Origin of the sequence: Nocardia sp. NPDC051570 (genome assembly GCF_044454005.1) — a bacterium.
Lineage (GTDB): Bacteria > Actinomycetota > Actinomycetes > Mycobacteriales > Mycobacteriaceae > Nocardia.
Window position 1 is genome coordinate 306811 of sequence record NZ_JBITDI010000004.1, and the last position, 23752, is coordinate 330562.

Below are 23752 nucleotides of genomic sequence, written 5' to 3' on the forward strand. Positions count from 1 at the left end.
GCTGTCACAGATACTCGTAATCATGTGAGCGACAACATTTTTCGCGTGAATCTCGGAGCAATGGGCGACCGGGGCCCACTGGTGCAGCCCCGGTCGGGAAGGAACCCAGCGGCTACGGCCGGGATGGCTGAACCTACCTACGCGAGCCGGATAAGGCCGTAGTCGAAGGCGTGGCGACGATAGACGACCGACGGGCGGTCGCTCTCCTTGTCCTGGAATAGGAAGAAATCGTGGCCGACGAGCTCCATCTGGTAGAGGGCGTCGTCGACGGTCATCGGCGTGGCCGGGTGCACCTTGGTACGCACGATATGTCCGGGACCCGCGTAATCGCCGGGCTCGATGACCTCATCGGCCCGATGATCATGGGCCGGACCGGATCCGTTCGACGCCCCGGTGAACAGGGCGGCATCTATCAGATCCGCGGTGGCCTCGGCCACCGAGAGGGGGGTCTTCTCCCCGTAGTGCACTCGCCGCCGGTCCTTGGTCCGGCGCAGGCGGCTCTCGAGCCGATCGACGGCCAGCTCGAGCGCACCGTAGAAACTGTCGGCGCAGGCCTCCGACCGCGCGACCGGGCCCTTACCCCGGACGGTGATCTCGACCCGCTGACAAGCCTTGCGCTGGCGGCGATTTCGTTCATGGAACAGCTCGACGTCGAACAGATAGATCGACGGGTCGAAGCGTTCGAGTCGGGAGAGTTTCTCCGCGACGTGGATGCGGAAATGTTCGGGAACCTCGACGTTGCGTCCCTTCACCACGACGTCCGCACGAGGCGTCTTGGGCCGGTCCGCTGCAGGCTGCTCTGCTCCGTTGCGTGGGGGAACATCGAACTCAGTGCCGTAACGGGCCGAGGGATCTGCTTCTTTCACTGAAGGTCGTGAAGTCGTCACGCGTACCTCCCGGATCTGGCCACACAATCGATTCATGTGTGGCGGGAATCAGCCGTGCCGAGCTTGGGACCGATGAGTGAAACTCGGCACGAAGTCGTCCGAGGCGCCACCTCCAAACTCTGGGGTTCGGGTGTCAGATCGCTCTACTCGTCACGCTATTACGCCAGCGATCTGTCCGCCAGTGTTCACGCAAATTTCCCCCGATCAGACGACTGAAGTCACCAATACAGCACGGACGGCAATTCCGGCGCTCGCCAGCGCGCGCACCGACTCCCGCGCGGTGGCTCCGGTGGTCAACACGTCGTCGACCAGCACTACCTCGGCATTCGAGGACCTCAGGGCATCGGGTAGCGAATCCGCCGACACCACGATCCGGCCGCGCAGATTGTGTTCCCGAGCACTCGCGCCCAGACCCACCGAATCGCGCACACCGCGCCGCATCCGCAGGATCGGGGCAATCCGGCAATCGTCGAGCCAACTTCCGGCGACCCGCACCGACCTGGTCACCGGATCCCCGCCGCGCCGGCGCGCCGCCGCACCCCGACTCGGCGCGGGCACCAGGACCAACGGCCGTTCTCGATCCCGCAAACCATCCAGCCCCCTCGCCAGCGCCGCACCCAGCGGCACGGCCAGATCGCGACGCCCCTGCTCCTTCGCGGCAACCACGGCGCGCCGCAGCGGACCCCGATATCGCCCCAGCGCCCAGCACGGCACGCCGGGATCGGCCCGCGGACGCGCCCGGATGGGCGGGCCCGCAAGGCTTTCCGCGCAGATGACACACCAGTCCGTCCCGGGCGCCCCGCATCCCCCGCATTGCCGCGGCAGGATCAGATCCAGCAGCATGGGCCCGAGTATGCCCCGGGGCACCGACAGGAACTAGCCGGGCAACACCGGGACCGCATTCGGGCCGAGGTTGTAGACCTCGCGCCAGAAGCGCTCACTGCTCGGCTCGGCGGACTGCAGCTGCATCACCGCGCGCGCGTCGGCCACGTATTGGGTCTCGGGTGTGGCGCTGACGATGCGCACCGGCGGGGTGAGGTTCTGCGGAGTCAGCGGGGTGGGATGGTAGCCGTCGATCTTGACGGTCTCGACCGGGTCGACATTGCCCTCGCGGGCCAGGATCACGGTATCGGTGCTGTACCAGTCGACCGAGACCACCGGCGTGCTGAGCGTGACGGCCACCGGCAGCGGTGAGGTCAGCGCGTATTTGCCGTCCGGGAGCTGCGCGACCACCACCGTGTACACCTTGCCCGCGGCGACCAGGACGGCGCGCGCGCCGGTGCGATCGATCCGCAGATCGGTGATCGGCCCGCGCAGCGGTGTGTCGGCGGGATTGACCGGCGGCACGAACAGCGCCGAGGTGTCGACCTCCTGCCTCGACACAGTGCCGGTGCTCCGATCGTGCACGGCCCGGATAACCTTGTCGCCGTCCTGGACCGTCCATGCCGCGCTGCCGTCGAGCGACCACGACGGCCGGGTGAAGGTGTTGCCCTGGGCGACGGGCACCTGCGCGTTGCCGTCGTAGGTCCCGATCACGAAGGTGCGCGGCGGATCCGGTGCGGACCGGCCGTTGTCGGCGACCGCGGCCACGAACTGCCCGTCCGCCGACAGCGCGACCGACTGCAGGTTGTGGGCGGTGCCGAAGTAGCCGGGCGTCGGGACGATGTCGTTCTTGGCGACGTCGACCTTCACCAGCGATCCGTCCCGCACGGCATGCAGCCCGATCCGGTTCTGCGCGTTGGCCATCGGATTTATCGCGCTCACGTCGGCCGGCGACCAGCCGGACGCGGCATAGCGATCGTCGATCGGCTTACCGTCGCCGAGCAGGACATACGGCCCGAGCACACCGGCGTCCGACAGTGTCAGCACCACCTGGGCCGCGAGCAGCTCCTTACTGTGCTGCTCCAGCGTCGACGCACCGGCGAAGTCGATCTGCACCCCGCCCACGCCGACGCCCACCCCGTCGCTCTGCCCGTTGGCCTTGGTGATTCCCCCGTGCAGGCTCACCGGAGCGGACAGCACATTGCGCACCGCCGGATTCAGCGCCGCCTGCGGCCCCTCGGCGAGCAGGCTCACCAACCGCTGGGTGAGCTGATCCTTGCGCTCGGAGACCCAGCGCAGATCCGGAACCATGGTGGTACCGGCGGTATTCGGGAAGAACAGCGAATAGCACCGATAGGACTTCTCGAAGGCGGTGTTGACCACCACCACACCGGGCTGCAGCTCATCGATGCGCCATTCGCCGCCCACCCGAACCATTTCGATCTTGCCCTCATAGCCGGTGGCCGATGCCGAGGCGGCGCGATAGGAGCCGTCGGTCTCGAGCTCGCCGACCTTGTTGGCGCGGATCTTGTAGGTCGCGGTGTCGCCGGAGCGGGATTCGCGCAGGGTGTCCGGTGATTCGACGATCGTCGTCCCGGCCGTATCGTCCCAGGTGGCCGCCGCGGTCGGCGAGAGGTACTGGCGGGCGGCCTGATGGCGGTTGGTCGGATCCGCGGTCGCCTGCAGGAAATCACGCAGCAACAGATCCGGGTCCCGTCCCTGAATGGGTTGCGGCGGTGCGGAAGACGTCGGCTCGCGGTCGATGGTGCCCAGGGCCTGCGGCGCCGAGTTGTCGGGCAGGTTGGCACATCCGGTCAGGGCCAGCAGCCCGACCAGGACGAGGCAGGCGACGAGACGCGACCGTGGTCTTCCGACCGCGCTCATGACTTCGCGTCCTCGGAATCGCTGAGTACGGAATTCGTGGCGGTGGCGCCGTTTCCGTCCGGCGAATCATCGCGTGGCAGTGGGCGATTCGTTCCGGTCGCCGGATCCGGCACCGCCGCACCACCGTTCGTATCGGGCGAGGGCGCCTCGGTGGGGCCGGATTCGGCGGACCCGTCCGGGTCCGCGGCCTCGGCATCCTCCGGCGGCATGGCGGCCTCGACCACCTGCACCCGGCGCTTCGGCGGCTCCAGTGACAGCGGACTGGCTCCCATCTTGCGGCCGCGCGTCAGCGGCAGCGTGAGCCGGAAGCTCGCGCCGACGCCGAGTTCGCCCCACGCCTCCAGCTTGCCCTCGTGCAGATTGGCATCCTCGACGCTGATCGACAGGCCCAGACCGGTGCCGCCGGACCGCCGCATGCGCGAGGGGTCCGAGCGCCAGAACCTGTTGAACACCAACTTCTCCTCGCCCGGCCGCAGGCCCACGCCCTGATCACGCACCACAATGCCGACCGCGTTGGCGTCCGAGTCGCCGCGCATCCGCAACAACACGGGTTTGCCCTCGCTGTGGTCGATCGCGTTGGCGAGCAGATTGCGCAGCACGCGCTCCACGCGGCGCGGATCGACCTCGGCCACCAACGGCTCCTCGGGCAGATCCACGACGACCTCGACGCCGGACTCCTTGGCCAGATGCCGCACGGTGGACAGCGCGGCCCGCGCGCACATCCGCACGTCCAGCGACTCCACCTGCAGCTCGGCCACTTTCGCGTCGTGGCGGCTGATCTCGAGCAGATCGTTGAGCAGGCTCTCGAACCGATCCAGCTCCGTGACGAGCAGTTCCGAACTGCGCGCCAGCGCCGGATCCAGTTCATCGCTGGAACCGTGGATGAGGTCGGCGGCCATGCGCACGGTCGTCAGCGGCGTGCGCAGTTCATGGCTGACGTCGGAGGTGAAGCGGCGCTGCAGATTTCCGAACTCCTCCAGCTGGGTGATCTGGTTGGACAGACTCTCGGCCATCTCGTTGAACGACATGGCCAGCCGCGCCATATCGTCCTCGCCGCGCACCAGCATCCGCTCCTTGAGGCGGCCGTCGGCGAAGCGCTGCGCGATCCGCGCGGCCGACCGGATCGGCAGCACCACCTGCCGGGTCACCAGCGCGGTGATCGCGGCCAACAGCACCAGCAGCACGATGCCGCCGATCAACATGGTGCCGCGCATCAACTGCAGGCTGCGGTCCTCGTTGTTGAGCGGGAAGATCAGGAACACCTCGAGGGTGGGCACCTCGGCGCTGGGACTGCCGATGATCAGCACCGGGCCGCGATAGCCGTCGGGGTCGGCGATCGTGACGAACTGATAGCTCAGCTGATTCTGCTGCACGAACCGGCGCAGTTCGGCGGGCACGTTCTGGATCGGTCCGGCCGTGATCTCCTGCTGGCCCTCACCGATCATCGACAGCGCGGCATCGTAACTGCCCGCGGTGCCGCCGGATTGGGAGGTGCCCGAGGACAGCGAGCGCAGCGCGTCCTGCAGTCGCACGGTCTGGGTGCTCGAATCGCGCACGCCCGTCAGCTGACTCTCCACCGTATTGCGGGCGCGACCCATCTCCTCCACGGCCGCGTTGATCTTCGCGTCGAGCAGCCGATCGGTGATCTGACTGGTCAACACCACACCCAGGATCGTGATCACGATCAGCGACAGGGTGAGGGTCGACACGACGACGCGCAACTGCAGCGAACGCCGCCACACGTGGCCCAGCGACTCCCCGACGGATTTGAACCAGGCCACCATCGCCGCCAGTAACCGCGCGAGGCGGTTTCTGGAGCGAGCGATCACGGCGGTCCGGCCTTGTAACCCACGCCGCGGACGGTCAGCACGATCTCAGGATTCTCCGGATCCTTCTCGACCTTGGCGCGCAACCGCTGCACGTGCACATTGACCAGGCGGGTGTCGGCGGCATGCCGATAACCCCACACCTGCTCGAGCAGCACCTCGCGGGTGAACACCTGACGCGGCTTGCGGGCCAACGCCACCAGCAGGTCGAATTCGAGCGGAGTCAGCGAGATCTGCTGCCCGCCGCGAGTCACCTTGTGCGCCGGCACGTCGATGACGATATCCGCGATGGACAGCAGTTCCGCCGGTTCCTCTTCGGTTCGACGCAGACGGGCGCGCACCCGTGCGACGAGTTCCTTCGGCTTGAACGGCTTGACGATGTAATCGTCGGCGCCGGACTCCAAGCCCAGCACGACGTCGACCGTATCGGTCTTCGCCGTGAGCATCACGATCGGCACACCGGAATCGGCTCGGAGCACACGGCATACATCGATGCCGTTCATGCCCGGCAGCATCAGATCCAGCAACACCAGATCCGGGCGTAGTTCCCGGACCGCGGTGAGCGCCTGTGTGCCGTCGCCGACCACGTGGGGATCGAAACCCTCGCCGCGCAAGACGATCGTGAGCATCTCCGCGAGCGCCATATCGTCGTCGACGACCAGAATCTTCGGCTTCATAACTACTATGGTGTCATCTCTCCGGCTCGAAACGGGCAACCACGCCAACACTGGTACATTACCGACGCACATCCAACCCTATAGGGCAACCTTTTCCGCCAGGCGCGCGGTAAGCGTTGCCGGATCGTCATGCGGCCGATGGACCCACCACGATCCGTGCCAATGCGTTTCGGCCAACACACGATAGACCGCCGCGGTCCGTTCCTGCAGCCCTTTGTCGCGTTCGTATGCGTCCAGGGCGCGGGTGGTGTCGAGTTCACCGCGTCGGCGGGCCCGTTCGGCGGCGAGTTCGAGGGGAACGTCCAACAGCACCTGCACATCGGGCACCGGCATTTCGAATCGCCCGAATTCCAATTCCGCCACCCAGGAAGCGATTTCCCCGTCTGCGGACTGGTCGGTTCGCGCCGCGTTGTAGGCGACATTCGAGGCGACATAGCGATCGAGCAGCACAATGTCGTTGTCGGCCAGCAGCTTCGCCAGGTCCTCGCGCGCCCCGGCCCGATCGAGCGCGAACAGCAGGCCCATACCGTTCACCGAGGCGGCCAGATCTCCGTGCCGCCCGCGCAGGGCCTCGGCCGCCAGATCGGCGTGTATCGAGCGCCCGTAGCGGGGAAATGCCAGCGCCTGGACCCGCAGGCCGCGCTCGGTCAAACCCGCGACGACAGTGTCGATCAGCGTGCGCTTTCCCGCGCCGTCGAGTCCCTCCACCGCCACCAACGCACCCATGGCCAACAGGTTAGACGTAGCCCCGCGGCGCGCGCCGCTCACCCATGCGACGGCATTCGTTGCCCCTGGGTCACTAGGGTGACCGGAATGCATCCCACATTCGTGAGAAAGCACATGTATCGGGCGATCTCGGCCGCAGGCTGCGCGATTGCCCTGGCCGCGGTGGCCGCCTGCGGCGGCGCGAACACCACCTCGAGTTCGTCCACCACCGCCACCCCGGCGCTCGATCCCCAGCGCGTGGTCGATCTGCAATCGCATCGCGGCGGGCGCGGGCTGCTCACGGAGGAGTCGCTGGCCGCCTATGCGCATTCACTCGAACTCGGTGTCAGCACGCTGGAACTCGATATCGGACTGACCGCCGACCGGGTGCCGGTGGTCTGGCACGATCCGACAATTCAGGCCGACAAGTGCGCCGATACCGCACCGGCATTCCCCGGCGATCCGCAATTCCCGTATGTCGGCAAGGTGATCGGTCAACTCACCTACGACCAAGTGCATACGCTCGACTGTTCGAAGACGCTGACGAACTTCCCGGAACAGCGCGCGGTACCGGGCAATCGGATCGCCCGGCTGCCCGAATTGTTCGACCTGGTGAAGAGTTATCCGGGCGCATTCGACACGATCCGCTACAACATCGAGACCAAGATCGAGGCGGAACATCCCGAACAGACGGCCGCGCCGCAGGAATTCGTCGACGTCATCCTCGAGACGGTCGCCCGCGCGGGCGCCACGGACAAGGTCGAGATCCAGAGCTTCGACTGGTCCAGTCTGCCGCTGGTGAAACAGAAGAATCCGGCGATCCCGACGGTCGCCCTCTACGACGACACGACCTTCAAGGAGGGCAGTCGCTGGCTGGGCCCGATCCGCTACGAGGACCACGTCGGCGATCCGCTCGGCGCGATCGCGGCGCTGGGCGCCGACATCTCCTCGCCGGGTTACGTTCCCGCCCAGAACAGCCCGACGAAGTTCGGGGATCCGGGCTTCGCCTTCACCGCCGACGCCGAGTACGTCCGCAAGGCGCACGAGAAGGGGGTGAAGGTGATCCCGTGGACCGTCAACGACGAGGCCACCATCGCGGCGCAGGTGGATACGGGCGTCGACGGGGTGATCACGGACTATCCCGATCGGATGCGTAGGGCGTTGCAGGGCAAGGGTTTACCGTTGCCGCGGGCTTATCCGAGGTAAGACGATCGGCCCGGCGACTGGAGGTTGCCGGGCCGATCGGGTGTCGATGCTCAGTAGCGGTAGTGCTCCGGCTTGTACGGGCCGTCGACGTCCACGCCGATGTACTCGGCCTGGTCCTTGCTCAGCTTGGTCAGGGTGCCGCCCAGCGCCTCGACGTGAATCTTGGCGACCTTCTCGTCCAGCGCCTTCGGCAGGCGGTAGACCTCGTTGTCGTACTCCTGCGGCTTGGTCCACAGCTCGATCTGCGCGATGACCTGGTTGGAGAACGAGTTCGACATCACGAAGGACGGGTGACCGGTGGCGTTACCCAGATTCAGCAGGCGGCCCTCGGACAGCACGATGATCGACTTACCGGACTCGGTGAACGTCCAGAGGTCGACCTGCGGCTTGATGTTGAGCCGGTGCGCGCCCGAGCTCTCCAGGCCGGCCATATCGATCTCGTTGTCGAAGTGGCCGATATTGCCCAGGATCGCCTGATCCTTCATCGCCTTCATGTGGTCGAGGGTGATGATGTCCTTGTTGCCGGTCGCGGTGATCACGATATCGGCGTTGCCGATGCCCTGATCGACGGTGACCACGTCGAAGCCGTCCATCAGCGCCTGCAGCGCGTTGATCGGATCGATCTCGGTGACCTGTACGCGGGCGCCCTGGCCGGCCAGCGACTCCGCGCAGCCCTTGCCCACATCGCCGTAACCGCAGATCAGCACCTTCTTGCCGCCGATCAGCACATCGGTGCCGCGGTTGATGCCGTCGATCAGCGAGTGGCGGGTGCCGTACTTGTTGTCGAACTTGCTCTTGGTGACCGAGTCGTTGACGTTGATCGCCGGGAACGACAGCTCACCCGCGGCCGCGAACTGGTACAGCCGCAGGACGCCGGTGGTGGTCTCCTCGGTGACACCCTTCACCGATTCCGCGATCGCGCTCCACTTGGACTTGTCGGCCTCGAGGCTCGCGCGCAGCAGGTTCAGGAACACCTTGTATTCGGCGGAGTGGCTCTCGTCCTCGGGCGGGACCACACCGGCCTTCTCGAACTGCGCACCGCGCAGCACCAGCATGGTGGCGTCGCCGCCGTCGTCGAGGATCATGTTCGCCGGCTCACCGGGCCAGGTCAGCATCTGCTCGGCCGCCCACCAGTACTCCTCGAGCGTCTCGCCCTTCCAGGCGAACACCGGCACGCCCTGGGGCTGCTCCACGGTGCCGTGCGGGCCGACGACGATGGCCGCGGCCGCGTGGTCCTGGGTGGAGAAGATATTGCAGGACGCCCAGCGCACCTGCGCACCGAGGGAGACCAGGGTCTCGATCAGCACCGCGGTCTGCACGGTCATATGCAGCGAACCCGAAATACGGGCGCCCTTCAGCGGCTGCACCTCCGCGTATTCGCGGCGCAGCGCCATCAGACCGGGCATCTCGTGCTCGGCCAGCCGGATCTCCTTGCGGCCGAACTCGGCCAGCGACAGGTCCGCCACCTTGAAATCGATCCCGTTGCGGTGGTCGGCAGTCGTCTTGCTGCTCACTGCGGTCGTCATCAGCCTCTCCTGGTCGGCGTGTACGAACAGAGACTAGTACCAATCCTGCGTACACGGTACGCATGGGCGTGAAGTCACAGCGAAGTTGACGCTTCAGGCCGCTGCGGCCTCGCCGTATGTCTCGAGAATCCGTTTGCGTTTGCGCGGTGCGATATTGGCCTTGCCGATGTCGCCGCGGTAGTGGCCCAGCACCTTCGGGTCCATGACATGACGCCACAGCGGGGGTATCGCCGCCAGCAGGATCATGGTGGCATATCCGGCCGGTAGTTGTGGCGCCTCCCGCGAGGAGCGCAGGGTCTGATACCGGCGCCCCGGATTGGCGTGATGATCGCTGTGCCGCTGCAGATGGAACAGGAAGATGTTGGTCACGAGGCGATCGCTGTTCCAGCTGTCGGCCGGCGAGCAGCGTGCCCAGGAACCGTTGCGCCGCTTGCTCCGCAGCAGACCGTAGTGCTCGACGTAGTTGACCGTCTCCAGCAGCGCCGCACCGATCACGGCCTGCAGCAGCAGATACGGCAGTATCCGCGGCCCGAACGCCACCAGCAGCGCGGCGTAGAGCACCGCCGTCATCGACCATGCCTGCAGGATGTGGTTGTGCACGCTCCACCAGCCATGGCCCTTGCGCCGCAGGCGATCCCGCTCGATCCGCACGGCCGAGCGGAAGCCGCCGACCACGCTGCGCGGCAGGAACTCCCACAGCGCCTCACCCAGCCGTGCGCTGGCCGGATCATCGGGCGTGGCCACCCGCGCGTGATGGCCCTTGTTGTGCTCGACGAAGAAGTGGCCGTAACCCGATTGGGCCAGTGCGATTTTCGCCAGCCACCGCTCCATATGCTCGACACGATGGCCGAGTTCGTGCGCGGCGTTGATGCCGATCCCGCTGACGAAGCCGAGCGTGGCCGCGAGGCCTAGCTTGTCGACGAGACTCAGCGCGTCGCCGGCCCACATGTATGCCGCAATCCATAAGCCGATCAGTTGGATCGGCAGGAACATGTAGGTACACCATCGGTAATACCGGTCGTTGGACAGGAGTTCGTAGTCCTCGTCCCGAGGATTGTTGCCGTCTTCCCCCACCACCCAGTCCAGTACCGGGATCACGATCAACACGATGATCGGACCGATCCACCAGAACACCGGATATCCGGTGTGCAGCACCAACTGGGAAGGCAGCAACGCACAACCCGGAGCTATCAACCCCAGCACCCACAGGTGGCGCTTGGGGTCAGGCGAACCCGAGCGTTTGCCTACCGTTTGCACGTTTGCCCCGCTAAAAAAGTACTCCGGAACTATTGCCAGTAGATCTGTACCGACTTTACGCCCGTTACCGCCACTTGGCTTGATCAAACGTGGCGACCGTTACATACCTCTGGGTTCTCTTTTCGCTTGTCGCACAGGAAGTTCCCGCTACCGCATACCACAGGCTACCGCTCGAGGGGCTCGCGACCCCACCGTGGCGACGCGGGTCGTGCGGACGTTCCAAGATCGTCGACATCATCCAGTTGCCGCCCAGCATCCTCGATGGGTTCGAGCACAAATGTTATACAGCTCAGCACGATTCGGAAACAGTCACATCCGGTCACTTGCGCCACACGTATCTCACCTGCGGCCGCCCCGCCCGACCGTAGTCGGCGCGCCGGTCGACGACCCCGTCATCGGCCAATCGTTCCAGGTAGCGCCATGCGGTGACCCGCGAAACGCCGATGGCGCGACCGGTTTCGGTGGCCGACAAACCGGACTCGGCGGTCCGTACCGCGCGCGAGACCTCCTCCAGGGTCTGCGGCGCAATGCCTTTCGGGGCGGCGGCCTTCGGGTCGGGAGTGCGCAGCGCGCCGAACGCGCGGTCGATATCGTGCTGGGTGGCCGCGGCCGCGCCGGTGAGCGCCGTGCGGAACTCGCGGTAGCGCTCGAGCTTGTCGCGAAAGGCCGCGAACGTGAACGGTTTCAGTAGATACAGCGCCACACCGTGCGCCACCGCGGCGCGGACCATATCCAGATCCCGCGCCGAGGTGATGGCAATCACATCCGGGCGCGGCCGCAGCCGGGCCAACGCCGCGGTGACCTCGAGACCACTCATATCGGGCAGTCCGATATCCATGAGCACCAACTCGATCGGCGCGCCCGCCGCCGCGGCGTGTCCCGCCGCCCGCAGCGCCTCGCGGCCGGTGTGGGCGACGACGATCGGCGTGAAGCCCTCGACCCGTTCCACATAGGACCGATGCGCCGCGGCGATGCGCGGTTCGTCCTCCACGATCAGAACCCGGATCACGGGCGGCCCCCGGCCACGGGAATCCGCACCACCACAGCCGATTCCGGAGTACGCTCGGCCTCGAGAACCCCGCCGTAGCGGGCCACCAGCCGCCGCACCAGCGCCAGGCCCAGGCCCTGATGATCGGTCTTGGTCGAATAGCCCCGGTCCATGGCGCGGGCGAACGCCTCCTCCGACATTCCCTCGCCGCTGTCGGCGACGCGAACGGACAGCTGCGAGTCCTGCTGGCGCACGGTCACTTCCACCCAGGCGTCGGGGCTCTGGGCCACCGCGTCGAGGGCATTGTCGACGAGATTGCCGACCAGGGTGACCATCTCGTGCGGGCTGAGCGGCGCGGCCGAATCCAGGGCGGTGTCCTCGGCGACGGTCAGCTCGACGCCGCGCTCGAGGGCCTGATCCACCTTGCCCAGCAGCAGCGCCGCGAGAGCGGGCTCCGCCACGGCGCCGGTGAGCCGATCGATGAGGGCCTGCGACAGTCGCAGCTCGGCCGTCGCGAACTCCACGGCCTCGTGCGGGCGACCCAGCTCCACCAGGGTGATGACCGCATGCAGCCGATTGGCCGACTCGTGCGCCTGGGCGCGCAGCGAATCGGCCAATCCGCGCATCGAGTTCAATTCGCCCATCATGTCCCGTAATTCGGTGTGATCGCGCACGGTCAGCACCGTGCCGAGCGGACGGCCCGACCAGGTGACCACGTCCTGATTGACCACGAGCACGCGCTCGGCGGTCACATGCATCTCATCGCGCACCACCATCATGCCCAAGCGCCGCAACGACACCGGCAGATCCGTGCGGCGCACGGGCCCGTCGGGCAGCTCCAGCAGCAGCCGGGCCTCGTCGTTGACGACGGCCGCCTCCTCGGCGCCCTGATCGAATACCACCAGGCCCTCGTGGACCGAATGCAGTACGGCGTCGTGATGTTCGTAGAGGGTGCGCAGCTGGGCGGGGGCCAGGCCGTGGGTCTGACGCAGCAGCCGGCGGCGTAACAACAGCGAACCCACGGTCGCGAGCAGCAATCCGGCGCCCGCCGCACCGAGTATCAGCGGCAACTGCTCGAGCACCTGATCGCCGATCGTCGCCCGGGTGACGCCCACCGAGACCAGGGCCACCACGCCGCCGCCGATCTCGTCGCGAACCGGCGTGACGACCCGGATGGACGGTCCCAGTGTGCCGGTGTCGGTCTCGGTGAACGTCTCCCCGCGCAGGGCGCGATAGATATTGCCGCTGAACAGCTTTCCGATCCGGTCCGGCTCGGTGTGGGTGTAGCGGGTGCGGTCCGGCGCCATGACCACGATGAAATCCACCCGGGTCCGCAGGCGGATGCGTTCGGTGACCGGCTGCAGCAGCGCGGTCGGATCCGGCTCGTGCACGGCCGCGATCGTCGCGGGCGATTGCGCGACCGCCACCGCGATGCCGGTCACCATGTCGCGAGTGGCCTCGTCCTGTTCGCGGCGCACCTGCCACAGCGCCAGGGACGCGCCCACGCCGATCATCGCCACCAGCACGAGCAGTTGCACCAGGAAGACCTGCCCGGCCAGGGTCATGCCCTGGCGCCGACGGACTCTCACAGACCCTCCCGGTGAACGAAATGTACGAAATGGTGACGGCCGTCACGGTAGCCGACATGATTTGTCCCGAACGCGACACCCGGAGGCAGACATCACGATGACCGATACGACCGCGACGCGGCCCGAGCGCGACCGAACCCATTGGCTCTATCTCGCCGTGATCGTGGCGGTGGTGGCCGGTGTGCTGGTCGGCTGGCTCGCACCCGCGGCCGGGAAGTCGGTCGCCGAACTGGGCACGCTCTTCGTCAATCTGATCAAGATGATGATCTCGCCGGTCATCTTCTGCACGATCGTGCTCGGGATCGGTTCGGTGCGGGCGGCCTCGCGGGTCGGCAAGGTCGGCGGCCTGGCGATCGGCTACTTCCTGGTCATGTCGACGGTGGCGCTGGCCATCGGGCTGGTAGTGGGCAATGTGCTGCATCCCGGCACCGGGCTGAACATCGCCGAACATGCCAAGGACGCGACGAAATTCGTCAAACAGGCCGAGGGCGCCGGCGGGACGTGGCAGTTCCTGGAGGGCATCGTGCCCACCTCGCTGCTGTCGTCGCTGACCGCGGGCAGTGTGTTGCAGACGCTGTTCGTCGCGCTGCTGGCGGGTTTCGGCATCCAGGCGATGGGCGCCACCGGCGCGCCGCTGCTGCGCGGTGTGGAGCTGGTGCAGAAGCTGGTGTTCCGGATTCTGACCATGATCCTGTGGCTGGCGCCGATCGGGGCGTTCGGCGCGATGGCGAATGTCGTTGCCACGACCGGCCTCGACGCGGTGCGGCAGTTGGCCGTGCTGATGATCGCGTTCTACCTGACCTGTTTGGTGTTCGTCTTCGGTGTGCTGGGCGTGTTGATGAGGGTCACGTCCGGCGTGTCGATCTTCAAGCTGGTCCGGTATCTGGCTCGCGAGTACCTGCTCATCTTCTCCACCTCGTCGTCGGAATCGGCGCTGCCGCGGCTGATCGCGAAGATGGAGCATGCGGGCGTGGAGCGGACCACGGTCGGCATCGTGGTGCCGACGGGGTACTCGTTCAACCTGGACGGCACCGCGATGTATCTGACGATGGCCTCGCTTTTCATAGCCGATGCGATGGGCAAGCCGATGGCTGTGGGAGAACAGATCGGCTTGCTGGCCTTCATGATCGTGGCGTCCAAGGGCGCGGCCGGCGTGACGGGCGCGGGCCTGGCCACGCTGGCCGGCGGCCTGCAGAGTCACCGGCCGGATCTGATCGACGGCGTGGGCCTGATCGTCGGCATCGACCGGTTCATGTCCGAGGCCCGCGCGATCACCAACTTCTCCGGTAATGCCGTCGCCACCGTGCTGATCGGCACCTGGACCAAGACCATCGACCCCGACCGGGTGCGCTCGGTCCTCGACCGCGAACTGCCCTTCGATGAAACGACTCTGGCCGACGCGCATGCGCCGACAGAGGAGAAAGACCTGGTCCCGGCCTAGTACCCGCCTTGTTCCCAGGGTCGGGACCAGCAGCGCCGGTGCGCCCCGCTCACCACCCCCGAGCGGATCCGCGCACCGGCGCCTTCCACTTCCGCTACAGCAGCGACGCCGCACTGTCGGGCAGCGCGTCCACCGGCCACCAGCGCAGATCGGTCGACTCCGAACTGCGCACCGGCACCGCGCCTTTCGGCGCGCGAACGCGGAACAGCAGATCCAGATGCCGGGTCGGGACGCCGAGCGAACAGGTGATCGGATGCGCGTGCGCGCCGTAGAGCTGCGGCTCGATCTCGAGTCCGGCGATACCCGACTCCTCGGTGGCCTCGCGCAGGGCGGCGGCGACCACCGTCTCGTCGGATTCCTCGCAGTGCCCGCCCACTTGGATCCACAGGCCCACGCGCGGATGCAGGGTCAGCAGCAACTCGCGTTCGTCGTGGGAGAAAACGAGCGCGGAGGCGGTGATATGCCCCGGGGCGTGCTGGCGCAGGCATCCGCGCGGAGACGACCCGAGAAATGCCAGCATGGCCTCCCGTAGCGACTGCTCGGGACCCGATGCGGGAGACCACTTTTCGAGCAGCTCCCGCGCCGAGATATGCAACGATTCCGCGCTCATCGGTTCCTTTCGTCACTACAGTTCGAGCAGAGCGTCCCCCGGCTCCCGCGGCGCGCGCGGGGCCAATTCCTCGACAGGGTAGCCGACGGCTATGGCCCCCAACGGATTCCAATCCCCGGCCAGACCCAGGACATCGCGGGTGATCTCCGGTGCGAAGATCGTCGACCCGATCCAGCAGCTGCCCACCCCGCGCGTGGCCAGGGCGACCAGCAGACCCTGTACGGCCGCGCCGACGGCCACGGTGAACATGGTCGCCTCCGCGGCCAGGCGGCGCTCGTCCGGATAGTCGTGCGCGCCGTCGGGCACGCAGAACGGGATGATCACCTCCGGCGCGTCGGACAGGATGCGGCCCCGGCCGATTCGCCGCTCGACCCGCTCGGCGGACAGGCCGTCCGCGGACAGGTCCGCGCGCCACTTATCGGCCATCGCCTCCAGCAGCCGCGCCCGCAGCGCCCGATCGCGCACCCAGACGAACCGGACCGGCCGGGTGTGATGCGGTGCGGGTGCGGTCAGCGCCACCGCCACCGATTCCCGGATCAGCTCGGGATCCACCGGCGTATCGGCGAATTGGCGCACCGAACGCCGCAGCAGCGGCGCCTCGCGGCGGCCCTGGTCGAGCGCCTCGGCCGTGCCGAGCCAGAACAGGTCCTCCTCGCCGCGGCGCAGCAGATCCGCCGCGCGCGAACCATCGTCGTAGGGCGTCAGCCCGCGCACCACAGCGACCGGGACGCCACCGAGTTTGCCCTTCACCAGATCGGCCGCGGCGGCCAGCTCATCGGCGATGGCCACCTGGGTGACGTGTAATTCGTTGCCCTGCCCGTCGATCGCGCCCGCGTAGTCGTGCACGACACGCAATCCGGCCGCACCGATCGCGGCATCGATCTGCCCGATCCGCCAGGCGCGGCCCATGGTGTCGGTGATGACGATCGCGACATCCACCCCGAGCCGCTCGGACAGCGCCGTGCGCAACGCCTTGGCGCTGGCGTCGGGATCGGCGGGCAGCAGAACCAGTTCGCCCTGTTCCACATTCGAGCCGTCCACGCCCGAGGCCGCCTGCACGATGCCGAGCCGGTTCTCGGTGATGAGTGTGCGACCCTTCTGCGCCAGCACGCGCACCGATTCCGCGCGAACGAGTTCTCGCCGCAGGGTGTCGCGCTCCTCCGGATCGGTCGGCGCGGCGACGATGCGGCCCTCGACCTTGGCGACGATCTTGCTCGTGATCACCAGCACGTCGCCGTCGGCGAGCCAGGGCGCCTGTGCCGCAAGGTGTTCGGCCAGATCGTCGCCGGGCCGGAACTCCGGCAGACCGGGCACGGGCAGGATCCGCAGCTCCCCGCCGGGAGCGTGATCGGCCACCGTCACGGCTTCACCCCCGCCAGATCCAATGCCTCGCGGACCATTTCGGCCGTCGCGGCCGGATCGGTCATCAGCAGCGGCACGCTGCGCACCTCGACGCTCGGCACCTCGGCGGTATCGGAGGAGTGCACCAGCCAGCCGTCCAGGATGCCGGTCTCCGAGCGCGCCCCGAAGTAGCGCCCGATCGCCTCGGCCGAGGTCTCGACGCCTATCACCGACAGGCATTCGTCGGCCATGCCGCGCAACGGTTTTCCGTCGATCACCGGTGCCAGGCCGACCACCTTCGCGGAGGTCGTGCGCAGCGCTCCGCGAATTCCGGGCACCGCGAGGATCGCCCCGATGCTCACCACGGGGTTCGAGGGAGCAAGCAGAATCACATCCGCGGATTCTATGATTTCTGTCACATCTGGGCCCGGTTTGGCCTGTTCCGCCCCGATTGTGACGAATCCATGGGTCTCGACGTCCGCGCGATAGCGTACCCACCACTCCTGAAAATGAATCGCGCGACGTTCGCCAGGGTTCTCCGGGTCGGAGATGACGACGTGTGTTTCACACCTGTCGTCGGTTGCCGGAACGAGTTTCACCCCCGGTTGCCACCGGTTGCACAACGCCTCGGTGACCGTCGAGAGCGGGTAGCCGGCGCGCAACATTTCGCTGCGGACGAGATGGGTGGCGATATCGCGATCGCCGAGCCCGAACCAATCCGGCTGCGCCCGGTAATTCGCCAGCTCCTCCTTGGCGTGCCAGGTTTCCCCGCGCCGGCCCCAGCCGCGTTCCGGATCTATGCCTCCACCAAGGGTATACATGCAGGTGTCCAGGTCGGGGCAGATGCGCAGCCCGTGCATCCAGATGTCATCGCCCACGTTGACGATGGCCGAAACCTCCGCCTCGGGCAGTAGTTCGCGCACTCCTTGCAGGAAGCGCGCGCCACCGACTCCACCGACCAACACGGCAATGCGCGGCCCGGCGGCGGGTGCGATCTCCGCTCGTTCTCCACTCACATCCGCACAGCCTATGCGGTGACGCGGCGGTCATGCTCCAGATCATATTTGCTGGTCATTTGCTACTTCCGGTTACCGAACCGCGTCTAAGTCGGCGGCGGATAGTAACGGAATTGTGTCGGCAGCTTGACCATCGCGGCGTCCGGCGTGTCTAATCACAGGCATGTCATTCCGGGCCCGCGCGAGAGTGCAAGGCGCAGGCCAGATTTCGAACAGATGTTCGCATCGGGGTGACTAGCTCGGGGACGTCCGCGGGACTACGTCGCGGTGTTGGGCCGTCGGTGGGCAGATGATGAGGTCCGACGGATAAATCATTCTGCGCTAACACACAGTGAGGAGGCGGAGCGATGGCCGAGGAGCTGGCCCCGCAGGGCATTCCGGGCGGTGTATCGCAAACCGATTCCACAGCAGGCGCAGCACCTGGCGTCTGTGCTGACAGCCGGAACGAGGAACAGGAGGGGGGCGAGAAGGTGACCGGGGAGGGCCTGGGCAGTTCCATGCACCAGGGAGGTCAGTGGGCACGGGCCCAGCGCAAGCCGGAACCGCCCCGACTGAGCCTCATCGTCACCGACTTCGATGCCATGTTCGACACCATCGAAGAGCAATGGCAGGAACGGGCGCTGTGCGCCCAGACGGATCCCGAGGCGTTCTTCCCGGAGAAGGGCGGCTCGACCCGCGAGGCCAAGCGGATCTGCATGGGCTGCGAGGTTCGCGACGAATGCCTGGAATACGCTCTGGCACATGACGAACGCTTCGGCATCTGGGGCGGGCTATCCGAACGGGAGCGCCGCCGCCTGAAGCGAGGCATAAGCTAGCCGGGAGCCCGGGGTCGATTCCCCAGGCTCCCGCTGTTCTTTCAAGACTGTTCGCCGAGAGAGGTCATTCCTCTTCGGGATCGATGACGTCCGGATCGACGCCGAGGTAGGTGGCGATCTGCTGGACGAGTACCTCTCGGAGCAGCTCGATCAGATCGTCAGGGTCGTTCGCACGCAATTCGAGCGGCTTGCGGAACAGGACGACGCGGGCCCGGGTTGCCGCACCGTGCCGGTCCACACCGGCCGGGATCAGACGCGACAGCGGCACCGGGCCGTCGGCCACCACCTCATCCGGCCAGGTGACCGAATCCGGATGTAGCGGACGGATTTTCGGCACATCGTCGACCGCGATATCCAGTTTGGTGAGCCGGTCGTGCCAGCGGCCGTCCAGGGGTGCGAACGCCTCCAGCACCAGCCGGTCGAACTGCTGTCCCCGGGTGCGCCACGCGGGCACGGTCGGTGGCAGCATGGGTCCGCGCACCCCACGCCCACGACGTAGCACCGACCGCGCGGTGGGCGGTCGTCTCCGTGAACGGGTCATGTACATAAACCTAGCGGTCCCGCCTCTCCGCGTTCCAGGCCGTACCAGTCAGTGCCGAACAGGTTGGTCACAGGTCCTGCGTCGAGTGCCGATCCGGTTTTGGGAGTACCCGACGAGTTACCCATGTGCTTACGAAATCGGTTGTCGCGTGGGGATGCTGCCCCAGGTAGAGGTCTTTCGGGCGGGTTATCCTGCGTGTCTCTCGGCGGGCGGGCGTGAGGGGGGTTAGTCTCCTTGGCGTGATACCCATGCGTCGTTGCTGCCGTCCAGGCTGCAAGAATCCGGCCGTCGCGACGCTCACCTATGTGTATTCCGATTCGACGGCCGTCGTCGGTCCGCTCGCCACCGTCGCCGAACCGCATTCCTGGGATCTGTGCGAAACCCATGCGTCCCGGATCACCGCCCCGAAGGGCTGGGATATGGTCCGCCACGAGGGCGGCTTCTCCTCCAGCACCCCGGACGACGACGATCTGACCGCCCTGGCCGAGGCCGTCCGCGAGGCCGGAATGCGCCGCCGCACAGTCGAACCCGAACAGCGCGGCTACTCCGATCAGCCCCCGGCTCAAGCCCGCCCGACCCGCACCGGTCGTACCGGCCGCCGCGGCCACCTCCGCGTCCTCCCCGACCCGCCCAACTGAGGGGTTTTCACGCCGAGCGGGAATAGCCGGGGGACTCGGCCAGCGCCGGGGCCGAGCCTACTAGGGTGTTCGTCATGACAGTCGCGCGATCTGCCGAGTCCGTACACGCAGTCGTCAAGGCGTACGACGTTCGCGGTGTCGTCGGGGAACAGATCGATACGGATTTCGTTCGGGACGTGGGCGCTTCGTTCGCGCGGCTGATGCGGGACGAGGGCGCCACGCGGGTTGTCATCGGGCACGATATGCGCGAATCCTCACCGGGTTTGGCGGCCGCCTTCGCCGACGGCGTCCTCGGCCAGGGCCTGGACGTGGTGCAGATCGGCCTCGCCTCCACCGATCAGCTGTACTTCGCCTCCGGACATCTGGTCTGCCCGGGTGCGATGTTCACCGCCAGCCACAATCCGGCCCGCTACAACGGCATCAAGCTGTGCCGGGCCAAGGCGCTGCCGGTCGGCCAGGACACCGGCCTGGCCACCATCACCGCGGAACTGATCGAGGGCGTGCCCGCCTTCGATGGGGCGCGCGGCAGCGAGAGCGAGCGCGACCTGCTCGACGCCTATGCCGAATTCCTGCGCGGCCTGGTCGATTTGAGCACGATCCGATCGCTGAAGGTCGCCGTGGACGCGGGCAACGGCATGGGCGGTCATACCGTCCCGGCCGTGCTCGGCGCGGTCGCGCCGCTGACCATCGCGCCGCTGTTCTTCGAGCTGGACGGCTCGTTCCCCAATCACGAGGCCAATCCGCTGGATCCGAAGAATCTGGTGGATCTGCAGCGGTTCGTGCGTGAGACCGGGGCCGATATCGGCCTGGCCTTCGACGGCGACGCCGACCGCTGCTTCGTCGTCGACGAGAAGGGCGAGCCCGTCCCGCCCTCGGCGATCACCGCGCTGGTGGCCGAGCGGGAATTGGCGAAGGAGCCGGGCGCCACCATCATCCACAACCTGATCACCTCGCGCGCGGTGCCGGAGCTGGTCGCCGAGCTGGGCGGTTCACCCGTGCGCACGCGCGTGGGACATTCGTTCATCAAGCAGCAGATGGCCGCCACGGGCGCGATCTTCGGCGGTGAGCATTCCGCGCACTACTACTTCCGCGACTTCTGGGGCGCCGACTCCGGCATGCTCGCCGCGCTGCACGTGCTGGCCGCGCTCGGCGAAAAGGACCGGCCCATGTCCGAATTGGCCGCCGCGTATGAAACGTATGCCTCCTCCGGAGAGATCAACTCGACAGTGGCGGATGCGAAGGAGCGAACAATGGCGGTACTCGCGGCATTCGAGGGTAAAGCCAAATCCGTGGATCGGCTGGACGGACTCACCGTGCAATTGCCCGACGACGCCTGGTTCAACCTGCGCGCCTCGAATACCGAACCGCTGCTGCGTCTCAACGTCGAGGCCCGATCGCACGACGATGTAGACGCACTCGTAACCGAGATCCTGAGCATCGTCCGCGGCTGACTGGAATAGTGGAATCACAGGGTTCGGATTCACCCGGCCTGGTGACCCGATTGAGGGGAGGTGGCAACGCCCGATGATCGCAGGGACACCGGTACTCGACCTCGATGACGTCGCCTCGCTGGAGGCCGCCGACTCCGGCGGGACGTTGCGCTCGGCCGCGTCGGGTGGCGCCCAGGTGCGCGCGACCGCGGCGGCCCTCGGCGAGGATGCCCTGACCCGGCTGACCGATCTGCGCCCACGCAGTCTCGTGCTGGTCTCCGGCTCCGGCCGCGCCGCCCGCGCCGCCGCGCTGTTGGTGGCCACCCTCGGCGATCGCGCCGGACTGCCGATCGTTCCGGTCACCGAGACTCCGCAGTGGGTCGGTCCACTGGACGTGGTGCTCGTGGCCGGCGACGACGCGGGCGATCCGCGGCTGATCGGCGCGGTGGATCGGGCGCTGCGGCACGGCGCGGAGGTTGTCGTCGCCGCCCCCGACGAGGGTCCGCTGCGCGCGGCCGCGGCCGGGCGGGCCGCCATACTGCCGCCGCGCGTGCGAGTGCTCGACCACAATCGGCTGCTGCGGTATCTGGCGGTCGGAATCGCCGTGCTGCGCGCCATCGATCCGATCAGGACCGGTCCGCTGGTGCCGGATCTGGACGCGCTCGCCGATGTGCTCGACGCCGAGGCCATGCGCGACAGCCCGACCAACGAGGTCTTCCACAATCCGGCCAAGACGTTGGCCGCCCGCATGCAGGAGCGCCGCATCGTGCTGGCCGGCGACTCCCCGGCCGCGACCGAGGTGGCCGCGCACACCGCCGAGGTGCTGTTGCAGTCCGCCGGGCAGATCGCCGCGGCCACGAGCCTCGCCGACGCCGTGGCCGCCAACGCCCGGATGGCCGAGGCCGCGGGCGTGGCCACACCGGGCTACGATCCGCTGTTCCACGACGAGCAGCTCGACGGCCCGGCCCCGGTCGAACGCGTGCGAGTATTCGTGGTCAGCGCCGACGCGGATCAGGTCGCCGCGCATCGGCGCCTGGCCGTATTCGGCGGGAGCGCCGGATTGGTCGACGCGGATCTGGTGAATATCGAATCCGAGCTGATGGGCAGCGAGTCCGCGGTGCCGCGGTCCGCGGAAGCCCTACTGGCGGAACCGGATTCGCCACCGCAGCCGCCCATTCGCGGCGGGGCGATCGAACAGCTCGCCGTGCTGATCCTGCGCTTGGAGATGGCGACGGCGTATCTGCGCCTGCTCGGCAGTCGTCCCATCGCCGACGACCGCCCCACCCAGTACGACGGGGGACCTTACTAGTGCACGAACTCGTGGGTGCGTTGCGTTCCTATGCCTGGGGTTCGCGCACCGCCCTGGCTCAGTTGTGCGGCCGCCCGGTTCCGTCCGCGCATCCGGAGGCCGAGCTGTGGTACGGCGCCCATCCCGCCGATCCGGCCCGCGTCCGCCTCGACGGGCGTAGCACCTCGCTACTGGATGTGGTAGCCGCCGACCCGCAGCATGAACTCGGGCCGGTCGCACCGGCTTTCGGCGACCGCCTGCCGTTCCTGCTGAAGATCCTCGCCGCCGAGGAGCCGCTGTCGCTGCAGGCGCATCCGAGCGCCGAACAGGCCCGCGCCGGATACCAGCGGGAGAATCACGCACGGGTGCCGCTGGATTCGCCGATGCGCAACTACCGCGACGAGAACCACAAACCGGAACTCGTGGTGGCGCTGGAGCGGTTCGAGGCGCTGGCCGGATTCCGCGAGCCGCGCCGCACCGTGGCGCTGCTGCAGGCGCTGGCCGTGCCGGAGCTGGTCCCCTACGCCGAACTGCTCGGCGCGCAACCGGATTCGGACGGACTGCGCACGCTGTTCACCACCTGGATCACGCTGCCGCAGGCCATGCTGTCCACCCTGCTGCCCAAGGTGCTCGACGGCTGCGTGCGCTACCTCAGCCCGTCCGCCGATGAATCGCCCATGGCCGCAAAGGAATTCGTCTCCGAGGCGCAGACCACGCTGGAGCTGGCCGAGGCCTATCCGGGCGATGCGGGCGTGCTGGCGGCGCTGCTGCTGAATCGGATCACCCTCGAACCCGGGCAGGGGCTGTTCCTGGACGCGGGCAATCTGCACGCCTATCTGCGCGGGATCGGCGTGGAGATCATGGCCAATTCCGACAATGTGCTGCGCGGCGGGCTGACGCCCAAACATGTGGATGTGCCGGAGCTGTTGCGGGTACTGGATTTCGAACCGCTGGAGCTGCCGATCGTGAGGCCGGAACCGCTGGGGGACGGCGCCTTCGTCTACCGCACTCCCGCACCGGAATTCCAGCTGCGCCGGTACGAACTCGCCGCCGGCGCGGAGCCGGTCGAGGTGCTCACCGGCGGCCCCGGCATCATCCTGTGCACGGCCGGAACCGTGCGACTGCGACAGGGGGCCGACGAATTGCGGATCACGCCGGGCAGCGCGGCGTGGATCTCGGCGGTCGACGGCACGGTGCGCGCCCAAGCGGCCGATGATGCGGCACAGTTGTTCTGCGCCTGCGTGAGCGGGACCTGAGTAAACGGG

General features: G+C 67.5%; 21 protein-coding genes. 7 read left to right on the forward strand and 14 right to left on the reverse strand.

Translation table 11 applies throughout. From position 1 onward, the window contains the following. Positions 1-137: 137 nt before the first annotated feature. The 6 genes from hpf to ACIA76_RS11625 form a co-directional block, all read right to left on the reverse strand. Positions 138-923 carry a ribosome hibernation-promoting factor, HPF/YfiA family gene (gene hpf, locus ACIA76_RS11600; RefSeq protein WP_397151259.1) on the reverse strand — a complete coding sequence of 262 codons (786 nt, stop codon included), beginning with the start codon at positions 921-923 and terminating at the stop codon, positions 138-140. Positions 924-1091: 168 nt separating this feature from the next. Next, positions 1092-1727 (reverse strand): ComF family protein, encoded by a 636-nt coding sequence (locus tag ACIA76_RS11605; protein WP_397151931.1) that lies wholly within the window; start codon positions 1725-1727, stop codon positions 1092-1094. Between the two features lie 36 nt (positions 1728-1763). Then, positions 1764-3593 (reverse strand): MtrAB system accessory lipoprotein LpqB, encoded by a 1830-nt coding sequence (lpqB, locus tag ACIA76_RS11610; RefSeq protein WP_397151261.1) that lies wholly within the window; start codon positions 3591-3593, stop codon positions 1764-1766. Further along, complete coding sequence (gene mtrB / locus ACIA76_RS11615; RefSeq protein ID WP_397151933.1) at positions 3590-5377, reverse strand: MtrAB system histidine kinase MtrB; 1788 nt, start codon at positions 5375-5377, stop codon at positions 3590-3592. The genes lpqB and mtrB overlap by 4 nt, the downstream gene beginning before the upstream one ends. A 41-nt stretch (positions 5378-5418) precedes the next feature. Further along, positions 5419-6096 (reverse strand): MtrAB system response regulator MtrA, encoded by a 678-nt coding sequence (gene mtrA, locus ACIA76_RS11620; protein WP_062507888.1) that lies wholly within the window; start codon positions 6094-6096, stop codon positions 5419-5421. A gap of 78 nt (positions 6097-6174) precedes the next feature. Continuing rightward, positions 6175-6822, reverse strand: a complete 648-nt coding sequence (locus tag ACIA76_RS11625) for a dTMP kinase (RefSeq protein WP_397151263.1) — start codon at positions 6820-6822, stop codon at positions 6175-6177. Positions 6823-6936: 114 nt separating this feature from the next. Here ACIA76_RS11625 and ACIA76_RS11630 point away from each other — a divergent pair, with 114 nt between their 5' ends. Then, a complete protein-coding gene (locus ACIA76_RS11630) occupies positions 6937-8007 on the forward strand; it encodes a glycerophosphodiester phosphodiesterase (RefSeq protein ID WP_397151935.1) in 1071 nt (356 codons plus the stop codon). Between the two features lie 50 nt (positions 8008-8057). On the opposite strand, the gene ahcY is transcribed toward ACIA76_RS11630, so the two are convergent. From ahcY to ACIA76_RS11650, 4 genes are all read right to left on the reverse strand, one after another. Continuing rightward, positions 8058-9533 carry an adenosylhomocysteinase gene (gene ahcY / locus ACIA76_RS11635; protein ID WP_397151265.1) on the reverse strand — a complete coding sequence of 492 codons (1476 nt, stop codon included), beginning with the start codon at positions 9531-9533 and terminating at the stop codon, positions 8058-8060. 93 nt (positions 9534-9626) lie between these two features. Then, positions 9627-10706, reverse strand: a complete 1080-nt coding sequence (locus ACIA76_RS11640; RefSeq protein ID WP_397151267.1) for an alkane 1-monooxygenase — start codon at positions 10704-10706, stop codon at positions 9627-9629. Between the two features lie 403 nt (positions 10707-11109). Continuing rightward, positions 11110-11799, reverse strand: a complete 690-nt coding sequence (locus ACIA76_RS11645; RefSeq protein ID WP_397151269.1) for a response regulator — start codon at positions 11797-11799, stop codon at positions 11110-11112. After that, a complete protein-coding gene (locus ACIA76_RS11650) occupies positions 11796-13343 on the reverse strand; it encodes an ATP-binding protein (RefSeq protein ID WP_397151937.1) in 1548 nt (515 codons plus the stop codon). The genes ACIA76_RS11645 and ACIA76_RS11650 overlap by 4 nt, the downstream gene beginning before the upstream one ends. Before the next feature lie 121 nt (positions 13344-13464). Between ACIA76_RS11650 and ACIA76_RS11655 the strand changes: the two genes are divergently transcribed. Further along, positions 13465-14808: a cation:dicarboxylate symporter family transporter gene (locus ACIA76_RS11655; protein ID WP_397151271.1), complete on the forward strand. Its 1344-nt coding sequence runs from the start codon at positions 13465-13467 to the stop codon at positions 14806-14808. 94 nt (positions 14809-14902) lie between these two features. On the opposite strand, the gene ACIA76_RS11660 is transcribed toward ACIA76_RS11655, so the two are convergent. Genes ACIA76_RS11660 through cofD form a run of 3 tightly spaced genes read right to left on the reverse strand, consistent with a single transcriptional unit; the run spans position 14903 to position 17775 of the window. Continuing rightward, positions 14903-15418 (reverse strand): NUDIX hydrolase, encoded by a 516-nt coding sequence (locus ACIA76_RS11660; RefSeq protein ID WP_397151273.1) that lies wholly within the window; start codon positions 15416-15418, stop codon positions 14903-14905. A gap of 15 nt (positions 15419-15433) precedes the next feature. Continuing rightward, a complete protein-coding gene (locus ACIA76_RS11665; protein WP_397151275.1) occupies positions 15434-16780 on the reverse strand; it encodes a coenzyme F420-0:L-glutamate ligase in 1347 nt (448 codons plus the stop codon). Next, positions 16777-17775, reverse strand: a complete 999-nt coding sequence (gene cofD / locus ACIA76_RS11670; RefSeq protein ID WP_397151277.1) for a 2-phospho-L-lactate transferase — start codon at positions 17773-17775, stop codon at positions 16777-16779. Before cofD ends, ACIA76_RS11665 begins: the two co-directional genes overlap by 4 nt. Positions 17776-18356: 581 nt before the next feature. Between cofD and ACIA76_RS11675 the strand changes: the two genes are divergently transcribed. After that, positions 18357-18590: a WhiB family transcriptional regulator gene (locus tag ACIA76_RS11675; RefSeq protein ID WP_030515006.1), complete on the forward strand. Its 234-nt coding sequence runs from the start codon at positions 18357-18359 to the stop codon at positions 18588-18590. 64 nt (positions 18591-18654) lie between these two features. Here ACIA76_RS11675 and ACIA76_RS11680 read toward each other — a convergent pair whose 3' ends face one another. Continuing rightward, positions 18655-19131: a metallopeptidase family protein gene (locus ACIA76_RS11680; protein WP_397151279.1), complete on the reverse strand. Its 477-nt coding sequence runs from the start codon at positions 19129-19131 to the stop codon at positions 18655-18657. A 248-nt stretch (positions 19132-19379) separates the two neighbouring features. On the opposite strand from ACIA76_RS11680, the gene ACIA76_RS11685 reads away from it, so the two are divergent. The 4 genes from ACIA76_RS11685 to manA all read left to right on the forward strand — a co-directional run bounded on the left by ACIA76_RS11685 (position 19380) and on the right by manA (position 23743). After that, positions 19380-19769: a DUF3499 domain-containing protein gene (locus ACIA76_RS11685; protein ID WP_397151940.1), complete on the forward strand. Its 390-nt coding sequence runs from the start codon at positions 19380-19382 to the stop codon at positions 19767-19769. A gap of 74 nt (positions 19770-19843) precedes the next feature. Then, on the forward strand, positions 19844-21220 hold the full coding sequence (locus ACIA76_RS11690) for a phosphomannomutase/phosphoglucomutase (RefSeq protein ID WP_397151281.1): 1377 nt from the start codon (positions 19844-19846) through the stop codon (positions 21218-21220). A 73-nt stretch (positions 21221-21293) separates the two neighbouring features. Further along, positions 21294-22508 carry a tobH protein gene (locus ACIA76_RS11695; RefSeq protein ID WP_397151283.1) on the forward strand — a complete coding sequence of 405 codons (1215 nt, stop codon included), beginning with the start codon at positions 21294-21296 and terminating at the stop codon, positions 22506-22508. Continuing rightward, entirely contained in the window at positions 22508-23743 is a 1236-nt protein-coding gene (gene manA / locus ACIA76_RS11700) for a mannose-6-phosphate isomerase, class I (RefSeq protein ID WP_397151285.1), read from the forward strand. The genes ACIA76_RS11695 and manA overlap by 1 nt, the downstream gene beginning before the upstream one ends. Positions 23744-23752: the final 9 nt, after the last annotated feature.

Bases quoted from the DNA above. Each gene is read 5' to 3' on its own strand.
- hpf (WP_397151259.1), bottom strand. From the start codon at position 923: ATGAATCGATTGTGTGGCCAGATCCGGGAGGTACGCGTGACGACTTCA.
- lpqB (WP_397151261.1), bottom strand. From the start codon at position 3,593: ATGAGCGCGGTCGGAAGACCACGGTCGCGTCTCGTCGCCTGCCTCGTC.
- mtrB (WP_397151933.1), bottom strand. From the start codon at position 5,377: ATGGTGGCCTGGTTCAAATCCGTCGGGGAGTCGCTGGGCCACGTGTGG.
- mtrA (WP_062507888.1), bottom strand. From the start codon at position 6,096: ATGAAGCCGAAGATTCTGGTCGTCGACGACGATATGGCGCTCGCGGAG.
- ACIA76_RS11625 (WP_397151263.1), bottom strand. From the start codon at position 6,822: ATGGGTGCGTTGGTGGCGGTGGAGGGACTCGACGGCGCGGGAAAGCGC.
- ACIA76_RS11630 (WP_397151935.1), top strand. From the start codon at position 6,937: ATGTATCGGGCGATCTCGGCCGCAGGCTGCGCGATTGCCCTGGCCGCG.
- ahcY (WP_397151265.1), bottom strand. From the start codon at position 9,533: ATGACGACCGCAGTGAGCAGCAAGACGACTGCCGACCACCGCAACGGG.
- ACIA76_RS11650 (WP_397151937.1), bottom strand. From the start codon at position 13,343: ATGACCCTGGCCGGGCAGGTCTTCCTGGTGCAACTGCTCGTGCTGGTG.
- ACIA76_RS11655 (WP_397151271.1), top strand. From the start codon at position 13,465: ATGACCGATACGACCGCGACGCGGCCCGAGCGCGACCGAACCCATTGG.
- ACIA76_RS11660 (WP_397151273.1), bottom strand. From the start codon at position 15,418: ATGAGCGCGGAATCGTTGCATATCTCGGCGCGGGAGCTGCTCGAAAAG.
- ACIA76_RS11675 (WP_030515006.1), top strand. From the start codon at position 18,357: ATGTTCGACACCATCGAAGAGCAATGGCAGGAACGGGCGCTGTGCGCC.
- ACIA76_RS11680 (WP_397151279.1), bottom strand. From the start codon at position 19,131: ATGACCCGTTCACGGAGACGACCGCCCACCGCGCGGTCGGTGCTACGT.
- ACIA76_RS11685 (WP_397151940.1), top strand. From the start codon at position 19,380: ATGCGTCGTTGCTGCCGTCCAGGCTGCAAGAATCCGGCCGTCGCGACG.
- ACIA76_RS11690 (WP_397151281.1), top strand. From the start codon at position 19,844: ATGACAGTCGCGCGATCTGCCGAGTCCGTACACGCAGTCGTCAAGGCG.
- ACIA76_RS11695 (WP_397151283.1), top strand. From the start codon at position 21,294: ATGATCGCAGGGACACCGGTACTCGACCTCGATGACGTCGCCTCGCTG.